A 13576-nucleotide genomic window follows, 5' to 3' on the forward strand; every position below is an offset into this window, starting at 1 on the left:
GCTTTTAGTTTTGTGCAATATTGTCTTTTCATTTTCTTAAAACTAACATTGTTGATATAAGAGCTTGCTGTGTTAAAATAAATTGAGAAAAAATTGTTCTTCGTTAATGGAGGAATACGATGGCTGTTAAAATTAAAACAAAGTATGGCTTAATTGATATTTCAAATAGTGTGATCGCTACTGTCGTTGGTGGCGCAGCAACTTCTAACTATGGTGTAGTTGGAATGGCTTCAAAGAACGCCTTGCGGGATGGAGCTTACACTATTTTAAATCGCGAGAATTATCGACGCGGTGTAGTAATTAAAACTAATGATAATCAAATAGTCGTTGATGTATATATTATTGTGGGTTATGGTCTAAAAATTTCAGAAGTAAGTCACAATGTACAAGATAGTGTAAAATACAATCTTGAAAATCTTTTAGGCATTAAAACAAAATCTGTTAACGTCATTGTTCAAGGCGTAAAGATTTTAGACGATTAATGCAATCTGGAGGAGCTAATTGTGGTTTTAACTGAAATTAATAATGATCAATTCAGAGATATGGTTCGTGCAGCAACTCATCGCATGGGCAAAAATGCTGAATTTGTAAATAAATTAAATGTTTTCCCAGTACCTGATGGTGATACTGGAACTAATATGAACTTAACCATCGAAAGCGGAGCTAAGGCAGTTAATGAAAACCTCAGTGAATCTGTTGGCGATTTAACAGAGAGTCTATCAAAAGGTATGCTAATGGGAGCTCGTGGTAACAGTGGTGTTATTACTTCCCAACTCTTTAGAGGCTTTTATAAAGCTACAGAAGGTAAAAAGGCCTTAACTGCACAAGACTTAGCAGATGCTTTTGCAAATGGTGTTTCAACTGCTTATAAGGCAGTTATGAAGCCGGTTGAGGGAACCATCTTAACTGTTGCTCGCGTTGCGGCTGAAGAAGGTAAGAACAAGGCTAATGAAACTGATGATGTCAGTGAAGTAATGAGAGCAGTAGTTGACGGTGCTAAGAAAGCTTTAAAGACTACACCAGATTTATTGCCAGTTTTAAAGCAAGTTGGAGTAGTTGACTCAGGTGGTCAAGGACTCGTATTTATTTATCAAGGTTTTTTAGAAGGAATACTTGGTGAAAAAGATAATGATGATTATCAACTTGATGAAGGTGAAATGGATGAGTTAATTAATGCAGCTCACCATCAAGCTGAATCTGCGCAAGTTCAATTATCAACGAGTGATATTAAGAATGGCTACTGTACTGAAATAATGGTTGACTTGACTGCAGATGTTCCAAACAAAGAGAAGTTTGACCTTGACCAATTCAGGGAGCATCTTTCTAACTTAGGTGATTCATTATTAGCAGTTTCTGATGGTGAAGTTGCTAAAGTTCACGTTCATACGGAGCATCCTGGAGATGTCTTTACTTATGGTAAAAAATTTGGTCAATTAGGCAAAATTAAGATTGATAATATGCGAATTCAACACGAAACTATCTTAGAAAATAACGAAGAACAAGAAGAAAGTGTTGATTTTGCAGTTATTGCAGTTGCTTCAGGTCACGGAATTCGTGAACTCTTTAAGAGTGAAGGCGTAAATAGAATCATTTCTGGTGGACAAACTATGAATCCATCTACTAAGGATATTATGGACGCAATCACTAAATCAGGTGCTAAGAAAGCCATTATTTTGCCAAATAACGGTAATATCATTATGGCAGCTAAACAAGCTGCTGAAGTTAGTGATATTCCAGTTGGAATTGTGCCAACTAAGACAATTTCTCAAGGTTTAACCGCTATGCTTTCATTTGATCCTGATGCTTCAGTAGAAGAAAACGTTGAAGCAATGTCTGAAGATTTAGATACTGTTAAATCTGGTGAAGTTACAAAAGCAATTCGTGATACTAAGATCGATGATATCCAAGTTAAAAAGGATGATTATCTTGGAATTGTTGACGGTACAATTAAGGTTGATAATCCAGATTTAGTTGATACCACTGTATCTATGATTGAAAAGATGTTAGATGAAGATAGTGAAATTATTACTATTATGTACGGTAGCGATGCTACTAGAGAAGAAGCTGATGCAGTAGTTAAAAAACTTGAAGCAAGCCACGATGATTTAGAATTTGAAATTCATGATGGTGGTCAGCCGGTTTACTACTTCTTGGTATCCGTGGAATAAAATATGAATAATAAGCAGAGTAAGTTATTTGAACCAGTAACTGAGCTAAAAGGCGTAGGAGCTAAAACTGCTACGGCTTTAGCTGGTCTTGGCATCAATACAATTTATGATTTACTATTTTATTTTCCTTTTAGATATGATGACTTAGAGACAATCCCTCTTGATCAAATCGAAGATGGACAAAAAGTTTTATTAAAGGGAATAGTGGTAACAGATCCATTTGTTAGCCGATTTGGTTATCGAAAAACAAGACTCAGCTTTAAAATGAAAATTGATCATGACATAATCATGGTCAATTTTTTTAATCAGCCTTGGTTAAAAGATAAGGTTGAATCAGGTAAGGAAGTTGCCGTTTACGGTAAATATCAGGTGGCTAGACAATCACTAAGTGGCTTTAAATTAGTAGCAGAAAAGAAAGACTCAGGCTTTGCGCCAATTTATTCTGTTAACCGTCATTTGAAGCAAAATAAGTTACAAAAACTAATTGATCTGGCTCTAGAGGAAGTCTTGCCTGAAGTTGGGGAAACAATTCCAGCAGTCTTACGAGAAAAGTATCGCCTACTTTCTGATCAAACCTTAGTAGAAAAAATGCATCATCCTAAAAATGGTAATGAAGCCAAAATAGCGCGTAGAAGTGCTATTTTTAGGGAATTTTTTCTCTTTCAAGTGCAACTAGCTCAGCTTCTTTCTCAAAGGGATGAAGATGTGCCTGGTGTAGAAAAAAGATATGATTTAGTTGCCGTGAAAGAATTAATTCAAGCGATTCCTTTTGAACTATCAGATGATCAAAAAAAAGTAGTTAATGAAATTTTTGCCGATCTTCATTCTCCAAGACAAATGAGAAGACTACTTCAAGGAGATGTTGGTAGCGGCAAAACAGTTGTAGCAGTTTTTGCTATTTATGCCGCAATTACTGCCGGTTTTCAGGCAGCCTTGATGGTTCCTACGGAAATTTTGGCTCAGCAGCATTTTACTAAAGTAGACGAATTATTAAGACCTTTGGGAGTTAGAGTCGCCTTATTAACTGGTGATACCAAGGAATTAGAAAAGAGAGAAATTTATCGCGAATTAGCTGACGGAACAATCAATGTAGTGATTGGAACACATGCTTTAATTCAAAAGGATGTTCATTTTAAGAATCTCGGTCTTGTAATTATTGATGAACAGCACCGCTTTGGTGTCAATCAAAGAAATACATTAATTAAAAAAGGAATTGCTCCAGACGTTTTAGCAATGACAGCAACGCCGATTCCACGTACTTTAGCTTTAACAGTATATGGCGATATGGCTGTTTCAGAGATTCGTCATTTACCTAAAGGACGTAAGCCAGTGGTTTCTTCATGGGCAACATCAAGCAAGTTAAAAGAAGTTCTTGAATTAATGCGTTCACAGCTTGATAAAGGTTTTCAAATTTATGTTGTAACTCCCTTGATTAGCGAATCAGAAAAAAGTGATTTAAAAAACGCTGAAGATCTGCAAGCTAGACTTGCTCACTACTTTAAAAATGAAAATGTGGTTTTGCTTCATGGTCAAATGAAAGGCAACCAAAAGAATGAAATCATGGACAGCTTTGCTGCTGGCAAGATTGATATCCTTGTTACAACTAGTGTGATTGAAGTTGGAGTCGATGTTCCAAACGCAAATATGATGGTAATTTTTAACGCTGATCGCTTTGGTTTAAGTCAGTTGCATCAGTTGCGCGGACGAATTGGGCGTGGACAGACGCAAAGTTTCTGCGTTTTTGTGAGTGATCCTAAAACTGAAATCGGTAAAAAGCGGATGAATATAATTACCTCTACCAGCAATGGTTTTAAACTAGCAGAAGAAGATCTGAAGCTGCGAGGTGAAGGAGACGTTTTTGGTAAAGCACAGTCTGGCTTACCACAGTTTCAGGTTGGAGATGTGGTAAATGACTATAATACTTTGGTTACGGCTCAAAAAGAAGCTCGTGCCCTAATTAAAGCTGATCCTAATTTGACTAGCTCAGAAAATAAATTCTTACTAGAAGTGCTAAAATATAAGAAAGATTTAAATAATAATTAAACGGAGTAAGTATGAAAAAAATTGCAATTGATGCGATGGGCGGAGAGAATGCCCCTCAGGCTATTATTGATGCTGTTTTAAAGGTAAAACCTAAACTAAAAGATACAAAATTTATTTTATTTGGGGACGTAGAGAAAATTAATCAATTGATCCCTGATGAGCAAAAAGAAAGAATTGAAGTTATTGCTACGAGTGAGGTTATTGTCGATAGCGACGAGCCTGTAAGAGCGATTAGATGTAAAAAAGACTCCTCGATGGTAGTTGCTGCTAACTATGTTAAAGCAGGAAAAGCAGACGCATTATTTTCATTAGGAAATACTGGAGCACTGCTTGCTTGCGGAATTTTTATTATTGGCAGAATTAAGGGCGTTGAACGTCCAGCCCTAATGCCAACGCTGCCTAGTGCTAAGAGTGAACAAGGCTTTAATATTATTGACGTTGGTGCTAACGCGCAGAGTAAGCCTGAATACTTAGTTCAGTGGGCTCAAATGGCTAACTTCTATGCTCAAAAAATTAGAAATATTCAAAATCCTACTGTTGCTTTACTAAACAATGGTGCAGAAGATGATAAGGGAGATCCACTTCATCAAGAAGCTTATAAACTTTTAAAAGAAACTAAGCTTAACTTTATTGGTAATGTTGAAGGAAATGATTTGATGGAAGGTAAGGCTGATGTAATTGTGACTGACGGCTTTACTGGAAATGCTACTCTTAAAGCTATTGAGGGAACTGCTAGTGTGATTCTACGTTTACTTAAAGATTCGCTCTTAAATAATGGTTTACGCCCTAAAGTTGGCGCCTTGCTGGCTAAACCAGGATTAACTGCTTTAAAGAAAAGATTTGATACAGCAAGATACGGCGGTGCAGTTTTATTGGGCGTTAATGCGCCTGTTGTTAAAACACACGGAAGATCTAATATTCGACCAATTTACTACACTTTGTTGCAAATTGATAGGATGCTTAGTCAGGATTTAGTTGGTGAATATAAAAAATACTTTAGTGAATCTCGCTAGACTTTAATAAAAAAATGCCTTAGAATTAAACTAAACTTTTTTGGAGGTTAAAGAAATGACCGAAGAGGAAATTTTTAACAAAATTGCTGATATGATTTCAGAACGTTTTAGTATTGATCGTGATAAGATCACTAAAGATTTAAATTTTCAGAATGATTTAGATGCAGATTCAATTGATTTCGTTGAGTTAGTAATGGATCTTGAAGATACATTTGGAGCAGAAATTCCAGATGATGACGCAGAAAAATTACAAACTGTTGGTGAAGCAGTAGAGTATATTAAGAATCACCAAAATTAAAATTTTAATCATTGAAATTTCAGAAGATACTGTCATTTTTCATTTACTTTTATAAAAGTTATTGAAATAGCAGTATCTTTTGTTTATAATAATGACATTAAATTGAAAATCTAATTGACTTTTAATAATGTCGTAAGGTTTGAGAGGAGAATGGCCTTTGGAAAAGCAAAGTGATCTTTTATTAGATATCGAACACTTGCATACCGCATATCGTTTGCACGGTAAGTTTTATGATGCCGCTGATGACATTAACTTGACCTTGAAACGAAATGAAATTTTGGCAGTTGTTGGTGAATCTGGTTGTGGTAAAAGTACAATTGCTTCAAGTATTATTGGTTTGTACGATCACAAAAATACGAGAGTAACCGGAGATATCTTGTACAATGAATTAAACTTAGTTAACTTAAATGAATCATTGTTTAACAAAATTCGTGGAAACAATATTGGAATGATTTTCCAGGATCCATTGGCATCTCTTAATCCATTAATGAAGGTTGGAGATCAAGTTGCTGAGACACTTTACTACCATACTGATATGGGCGAGAAAGCTCGTCATGCACGTGTAATTGAGCTCTTTAACCAAGTTGGTATGCCACGTCCTGAAGAAATGTATGAGATGTACCCACATGAATTATCTGGTGGATTGCGTCAACGTGTCGTAATTGCGATCGCAATTGCATGTAAACCAGAAATCATTATTGCTGATGAACCGACTACAGCATTGGATGTTACTATTCAGGCACAAATTTTGGATTTACTTAAGGAAATTCAAAAAGAATCACATTCAGGAATTATTTTGATTACTCACGACTTAGGTGTTGTTGCTGAAACCGCTGATCAAGTGGCAGTTATGTATGCTGGACAAATTGTTGAAAAAGCTGATGTTAAAACAATTTTTGAAAATCCACTTCATCCATATACACGTTCACTTCTTCATTCAATGCCGCAAACGGATGATGAAAGCCAAGATCTTCACGTGATTCATGGAACAGTTCCTTCGCTAGTTAATATGCCTAGAACTGGTGACAGATTTGCTGCAAGAATTCCTTGGATCCCAGCCAGTGCTCATGAAGAGAACCCTAAGATTCATGAAGTGGAACCAGGGCATTTTGTAAGATGTACTTGCTGGCAAAGCTTCCATTTCCAAGATGAAGAAAAGAAAGGATAGGAAATTATGGCCGATGAAATAATCGAAATAAAAAATTTAAAAGTTCACTATCCAATTCGTTCTGGCTTCTGGAATAGAGTTACTGGATATGTTAAAGCCGTAGATGGAATTAATCTTTCTATCAAAGAAGGAGAAACTTACGGCTTAATTGGTGAATCAGGTTCAGGTAAATCAACAACTGGTAAAGCAATTGTCGGAGTTGAAAAAGTAACCAGCGGACAAATTTTATACAAGGGCGTTGATGTAACTAAAGCCTCAAACCGTAAGAGACTCAACTATAACAAAGATGTTCAAATGATTTTCCAGGATTCTATGTCTAGTTTGAACCCTAGAAAACGTATTGAAGACATTATTGCTGAGCCAATTAGAAACTTCGAAAATTTAACTACTGATGAAGAAAGAAAGAGAGTTCAAGAACTCTTAGATATCGTTGGGATGCCTAGTGATGCAATTTACAAGTATCCACACGAGTTCTCTGGTGGGCAACGTCAAAGAATTGGTGTAGCACGTGCTGTTGCTACTCACCCAAAGCTTATTGTGGCCGATGAACCGACATCAGCCTTGGACTTATCAGTGCAAGCTCAGGTTTTGAACTTCATGAAGCATATTCAACAAGAATACAATATTGCTTATCTCTTCATTTCACACGATCTGGGTGTTGTAAAGCACATGTCAGAAGACATTGCGATTATGCACCGTGGACGTTTTGTTGAAATTGGTAAACGTGATCAAATTTATAAGAATCCAATGCATATTTATACTAAACGTTTACTTTCAGCAATTCCTGTTGTTGACGTTGAGCATAGAGAACAACATAAGGAAGAGCGTCAACGTGTAGAAAAAGAATTCTTGCAAGATCAAGACAAGTGGTATGAAAAAGATGGTCGTGTCTTGCCACTTCAAAAAGTTGGCGATCGTCATTTCGTTGCATTACCTAAAGAAATGATTAGGCAAGAATTGAAGGAGGGAGAATAGGTATGTGGAAAACGGTTTTACGTAGAATCCTGATTATGATCCCCCAGTTACTTATCTTGAGTTTGCTAGTCTTTATTTTGGCTAAAATGATGCCTGGTGACCCATTTACTGGAATGATTAATCCGAATTCAGACCCTAAGGAAATTGCAAGATTAAGACAAGAATATGGTTTAAATGATCCAGTTTGGGTGCAATATACTCGTTGGCTGGGAAATATGTTCCATGGTGATTTAGGTCAATCATATATTCAGAAGGTTCCAGTTACTTCTTTGATTTGGGATCGTGCAGTTAATACTTTCTGGTTGTCTTTAATGACTGTTGTTTTAACTTACTTAATCGCAATTCCATTAGGTGTTACAGCAGGCCGTCACCAAGATGAATGGCAAGATCACGGAGTACAAATATTTAACTACATTACTTATGCTGTGCCTCCGTTTGTTTTCTACATTTTAGGTATCTGGCTATTTGGATTTACACTAGGTTGGTTCCCAATTTCTGGGTCCGTTAGTGCAGATGTCAACCCAGGAACTTTTGCTTACTTCTGGAGTAGGTTCTATCACTTGATTTTACCTTCAATTCTTTGTGCTTTAATTTCTACTACAGCAATTGTTCAATATTTAAGAACTGGTATTGTTGATAACAAAGTTGAAGATTACGTAAGAACAGCTCGTAGTAAGGGTGTTCCAGAAAATGTTGTCTTTAATAAACATATTTTGAGAAACTCACTTTTACCAATCGCTGCTTTCTTCGGTAACACTATTACTGGTTTATTATCAGGTTCAATGGTTATTGAATCAGTCTTTAGTTACCCTGGTATGGGTAAGTTGTTCCTAGATTCTATTGGACAACGTGACTATACAACTTTGACAGCCCTAATTTTATTATTTGGTGTGTTAACTTTAATTGGTAACTTATTATCTGATATTATCATGAGTATCATTGACCCAAGAATTCGGATCAAGTAGGGAGGAGTAGAAAATTATGGCTAAAGATAAAAATACATCAAAAAAAGATCAAAATGCTAAAACCTCTCTACCACCGTCTGGATTTAAGATTATCGTTCGCGAGGTTTGGCGCGATAAGGTAGCATTTGCTTCATTTTGTATTATTGTTGCTATCTTACTATTTACTTTTGTCGGCTCATTGTTCTTAAACAAGGGTCAAGTAACAGAAATTAATATCGCTGAAGCATATTATGGATGGGGTGAATCAGGTCACGTCTTCGGTACTGATGACGGTGGTCGTGACATCTTGAAGTTATTGATGATGGGTGGACGTAACTCTATATTAATTGGTCTATCTGTTACTGTACTTTGTGAAGGTGTTGGACTTTTAGTTGGTTTATTCTCTGGTTACTTTGGTGGAGTTACTGACGCAGTTATTATGCGTATCGTAGACTTTATCCAGATTTTGCCACAGTTCCCAATTATCATTGTTTTGACTACTGTTATTCCTAACTACAATGCTGGAACTTTAGTATTGTTGATTTCTATGTTTGGATGGACATCGACTGCTCGATACTTCCGTGCCTTTGTTCTTTCACAAAGAGAGCGTGAATATGTTTTAGCTTCAAAGACTTCGGGTTCATCTAATTTAACAATTATTTTCCGTGAAGTTTTGCCAAACATTACTTCAGCTTTAGTTATTGATGTCGTATTAATGATCGCTGGTAACATTGGTATTGAAACTACTTTATCTTTCTTAGGATATGGGCTACCAACTACTACACCATCACTTGGTACTTTAATTGGATTTGCTAACGACCCAGTTAACGTTACTACTCGTCCATGGTTATGGATGCCAGCAACAATATTATTGTTAATCATCTCATTGAGTATTAACTACGTTGGTCGTGCTCTTCAAAGAGCTGGAGACGCTCGTCAACGTGAAAATTAAATTTAATTGTATTAACATTAAAAAGCAACTCATAATTGAGTTGCTTTTTTTGATATATAGCTAAAAATACAGCTAATATACTAATTTATTTATTTAAATAATGGGCATAAGCTTAATTTTTGACTTTAAAAATAAAAATTTTATGGAACTGAAAGTAGTTGCTTAACGTTGATATATCAAGATATCTGGCTAAAACGAATAAATTAAAATGAAAAAATATTAAAATCAATTGAGCAAAAGCGTTGTTTTATGAGTTTGATGATGATACTATTAAATCATCAACTTGTCCCAAATAGATGGAGGAATATAACTATGAAGAAAGCCAAACTATTTGGAAGTTTAACTTTACTTTCTGGTGTTGCTTTAACATTAGCAGCATGTGGTAATAATTCAAATTCAAAAGTAGATAACCCAACTAAGAGTTTTAAAGAAGCTACTCCTAAGAAGGCCGTTAAGAAGGGCGGTACTGTAAGTGTAGCTCTTGAAACTGATACTCCAATTACCGGCGTCTTTTTAAATGAACTTTCAGATACTCAAAACGACTCTGATGCAATGGCTCCTGGTAATGAAGCTTTATTTGATACAAATGATACTTATCAAATTAATGATAAGGGACCTGCTACCTTAAAATTAGATAATAAAAATAAAACTGCTACTATCACCGTTAAAAAAGGTGTAAAGTGGTCAGATGGCAAGCAAGTAACTGCTAAGGATATTGAATATTCTTATGAAATTATTGCTAATAAAGCAACAAAATCTTCTCGTTATACTGAATCACTTCAAAATATTGTTGGTTTAAGTGAATATCACGATGGAAAATCTAACACTATTTCGGGTATTGAAATGCCAGATGGTGAAAATGGTAGAACTGTAGTACTCCACTTTAAGGAAATGAAACCTGGTATGAAGTTTAGTGGTAATGGTTACTTCTGGGAAGCTGCAGCACCATATCATTACTTAAAAGATGTTCCATTTAATAAGTTACAATCCTCTGATCAAGTAAGAAAGAACCCATTATTCTTTGGTCCATATAAGATGAGTAAAGTAGTTCGTGGTCAGGCCGTAACCTTTGTACCTAATAAATATTACTGGAGAGGTACGCCAAAATTAGATAAGGTTACTATTCAAGTTTTGAACCCTAACTCAGCTTCTCAAGCTATTAAGAGTCACAAGTATGATATTGCGGGTGTTGTTAACTCACAATGGAAAAACGTAGCTAATACCAATAACGTTAACTGGATTGCAAATATTCCATTAGCTTACAGTTACTTAGGCTTTAAAGTAGGTAAGTGGGACGGAGCTAAAGGCGAAAACGTAATGAATAAGGATGCTAAGATGAATAATAAAGCATTACGTCAAGCTATTGCTTATGGTATGAATGTTTCTGCTGTAACAAAACGTTATACTAATGGCTTAACTTTCCATATTCCAACTTTAATTCCAAAACAATTTGGTAAATATTACGATAAGAATGTTAAAGGCTACGATTACAATATCAAGAAAGGTAATGAAATTCTTGATAAGGCAGGATACAAGAAGAAGGGTAAATATCGTGTACAACCAAATGGCAAACCTTTAACTATTCGTTTAGCCGCTATGACTGGTAACTCTACTCAAGAGCCAATCATTCAAAACTACATCCAACAATGGAAGAAGTTAGGCTTGAATGTTAAGTTAACTGGTGGTCGTTTGATGGAAATGAATTCCTTCTATAACAAGGTTCAAAATGATTCTAAAGACGTTGATATGTTTATGGGTGCATGGTCATTATCTTCAGAACCATCACCAAATGACTTGTACAGTGTAAAGGCTCCTTACAACTTTACTCGTTTCGTAACTGCTAAGAATACTAAGTTACTTCAGGAAATGGATTCTGAAAAGTCATTTAACACAAACTATCGTGTCAAGAAGTTCCATGAATGGCAAAAGTACATGAATGATGAAGCTTATGTTGTTCCAGTATCTAACAGTTACAATGTAAATGCTGTTAACAGCAAGATTACTGGTTACTCATTGAAACCTTCAGCTGCCAATAGTCTTTGGTACAATGTTGGAATTGCAAAATAACAATTTAAAAAAGATTTTCAAAAGGTCGTCAAATTTGACGACCTTTTTTTGTAATTTGTTAAAAATTTTTTCAGTGCTAAAATTAAATATATCAACTTGTCCAATATTATTGGAGGAAAATTTAATGAAGAAAGGCAAATTAATCAGCACATTAACTTTGCTTTCAGGTGTTGCCTTAACTTTAGCAGCCTGTGGTAATAACAATAAAGATACGAGTCACCCTAACTTTAAGGAGTATACTCCTAAAAAAGCAATAAAAAATGGTGGTAGCGTTAGCGTTGCCGTAGTTACTGATACACCTTTTACTGGTATTTTTAACGATGAGCTATCAACTAACAATACTGACTCAGAAGTTATGCAATATGGTGATGAGTCATTGTTTGCAACTAACGACACCTATAAATTTGTTAAAGGCGGAGCTGCTGATATTAAGATTAATAAGAATGCAAAAACTGCAACTATTACAATTAATCCTAAAGTTAAATGGTCAGATGGTCAGCCATTAGTTGCTAAAGACTATGAATATGCTTATGAAATTATTGCTAATAAGGCAACGCATTCTCAACGTTATACTTCAAGTTTAGCTGACCTTGAAGGGTTAGAAGAATATCATGAAGGAAAATCTGATACTATTTCTGGTATTGAAATGCCAGAGGGTGAAAATGGTCGTACAGTAGTACTTCATTTTAAAGAAATGAAGCCTGGCATGAACCAAAGTGGTAATGGTTATATTTGGGAGGCAGCTGCCCCTTACCATTATTTAAAAGATGTTCCATTTGATAAGCTGATTTCAAGTAATAAGGTTCGTAAAAATCCATTATTCTATGGTCCTTACAAGGTAAGCAAGGTGGTTCGTGGACAATCAGTATCATGGGTTCCGAATGAACATTATTACAAGGGTAAGCCACACTTAAATAAAATTACAGCTTCGGTAATTACACCAGCTTCAGTTGCTCAATCCATTAAGAGTAATAAGTTTGATGTAACTCAAGTAAGTAATTCACAGTGGCCTAATATTAAAGGAACTAAAGGAGTAAACTTTATTGCAAATATTCCACTTTCATATTCTTACCTAGGCTTTAAAGTGGGTAAGTGGGATTCAGCTAAGGGCGAAAACGTGATGAATAAAGATGCTAAGATGAACAACAGAGCATTACGTCAAGCTATTGCCTATGGTATGAATGTTGATCAAGTTTACAAGAGATATTCATATGGTCTTTCATTTAGAATTCCTACTTTAATTCCAAAACAATTCGGTGATTACTTCGATAAAGATGTTAAGGGCTATACTTATAACATTAAAAAGGGTAACGAATTACTTGATAAGGCAGGCTACAAGAAGAAGGGTACTTACCGTGTACAACCAAATGGCAAGCCTTTGACTATTCGTTTAGCTGCGATGACTGGTAGCAAGGTTCAAGAACCAATTATTCAAAATTACATCCAGCAATGGAAGAAATTGGGCTTGAATGTTAAGTTAACTAGTGGCCGCTTGATGGAAATGAATTCCTTCTACGATAAAGTTCAAAATGATTCTAAAGATGTTGATATGTTTATTGGTGCATGGTCACTTTCTTCAGAACCTTCACCTCAAGACTTGTACGGTGCTAAGGCTCCATTTAACTACAGTAGATTTGTTACTAAAGAAAATACTGATTTGTTGAACGATATTGATTCTCAAAAAGCCTTTAATAACAGCTACAGAGTTAAGAAATTCCACCAATGGCAAGCATATATGGACAAGGAAGCTTACGTTGTTCCAGTTTCAAATAGTTACAGTATTTATGCTGTTAACAACAAGTTGACCGGTTACTCATTGGCTCCATCTAAGAGTATGGGTGGCGGATTCCCTAATTGGTACTATGTTGGTTATGCTAAATAAATCAAATAAACAAAAGGTGCGACTGATGGCCGCGCCTTTTTCTTTAGCTTTTTTTAATAGCAGAAA

Annotated in this window: 11 protein-coding genes; all 11 read left to right on the forward strand. The window is 35.5% G+C overall.

Features of this window, described 5'->3' with window-relative positions; genetic code table 11:
• The first annotated feature begins 119 nt into the window (after positions 1–119).
• On the forward strand, positions 120–482 hold the full coding sequence (locus F3I00_RS03755; protein WP_003647521.1) for an Asp23/Gls24 family envelope stress response protein: 363 nt from the start codon (positions 120–122) through the stop codon (positions 480–482).
• A gap of 21 nt (positions 483–503) precedes the next feature.
• Positions 504–2168 carry a DAK2 domain-containing protein gene (locus F3I00_RS03760; protein WP_020806940.1) on the forward strand — a complete coding sequence of 555 codons (1665 nt, stop codon included), beginning with the start codon at positions 504–506 and terminating at the stop codon, positions 2166–2168.
• A 3-nt stretch (positions 2169–2171) separates the two neighbouring features.
• On the forward strand, positions 2172–4211 hold the full coding sequence (gene recG / locus F3I00_RS03765; protein WP_020806939.1) for an ATP-dependent DNA helicase RecG: 2040 nt from the start codon (positions 2172–2174) through the stop codon (positions 4209–4211).
• 11 nt (positions 4212–4222) lie between these two features.
• Complete coding sequence (gene plsX / locus F3I00_RS03770; protein WP_020806938.1) at positions 4223–5224, forward strand: phosphate acyltransferase PlsX; 1002 nt, start codon at positions 4223–4225, stop codon at positions 5222–5224.
• A 55-nt stretch (positions 5225–5279) separates the two neighbouring features.
• Complete coding sequence (acpP, locus tag F3I00_RS03775; RefSeq protein ID WP_003647518.1) at positions 5280–5522, forward strand: acyl carrier protein; 243 nt, start codon at positions 5280–5282, stop codon at positions 5520–5522.
• Between the two features lie 157 nt (positions 5523–5679).
• Entirely contained in the window at positions 5680–6690 is a 1011-nt protein-coding gene (locus tag F3I00_RS03780; RefSeq protein ID WP_048686738.1) for an ABC transporter ATP-binding protein, read from the forward strand.
• Between the two features lie 6 nt (positions 6691–6696).
• Positions 6697–7665, forward strand: coding sequence for an ABC transporter ATP-binding protein (locus tag F3I00_RS03785; RefSeq protein WP_020806936.1), 969 nt, complete (start codon positions 6697–6699; stop codon positions 7663–7665).
• Positions 7666–7667: 2 nt separating this feature from the next.
• Positions 7668–8630, forward strand: coding sequence for an oligopeptide ABC transporter permease (gene opp4B / locus F3I00_RS03790; protein WP_003649062.1), 963 nt, complete (start codon positions 7668–7670; stop codon positions 8628–8630).
• A gap of 16 nt (positions 8631–8646) precedes the next feature.
• Entirely contained in the window at positions 8647–9561 is a 915-nt protein-coding gene (locus tag F3I00_RS03795; protein ID WP_020806935.1) for an ABC transporter permease, read from the forward strand.
• A gap of 312 nt (positions 9562–9873) precedes the next feature.
• On the forward strand, positions 9874–11628 hold the full coding sequence (locus F3I00_RS03800; RefSeq protein WP_065169476.1) for an oligopeptide ABC transporter substrate-binding protein: 1755 nt from the start codon (positions 9874–9876) through the stop codon (positions 11626–11628).
• Between the two features lie 124 nt (positions 11629–11752).
• Positions 11753–13510: an oligopeptide ABC transporter substrate-binding protein gene (locus tag F3I00_RS03805; protein ID WP_020806934.1), complete on the forward strand. Its 1758-nt coding sequence runs from the start codon at positions 11753–11755 to the stop codon at positions 13508–13510.
• Positions 13511–13576 lie beyond the last annotated feature (66 nt).

It is taken from the genome of Lactobacillus sp. JM1, assembly GCF_009834385.1.
Classification (GTDB): domain Bacteria; phylum Bacillota; class Bacilli; order Lactobacillales; family Lactobacillaceae; genus Lactobacillus; species Lactobacillus paragasseri.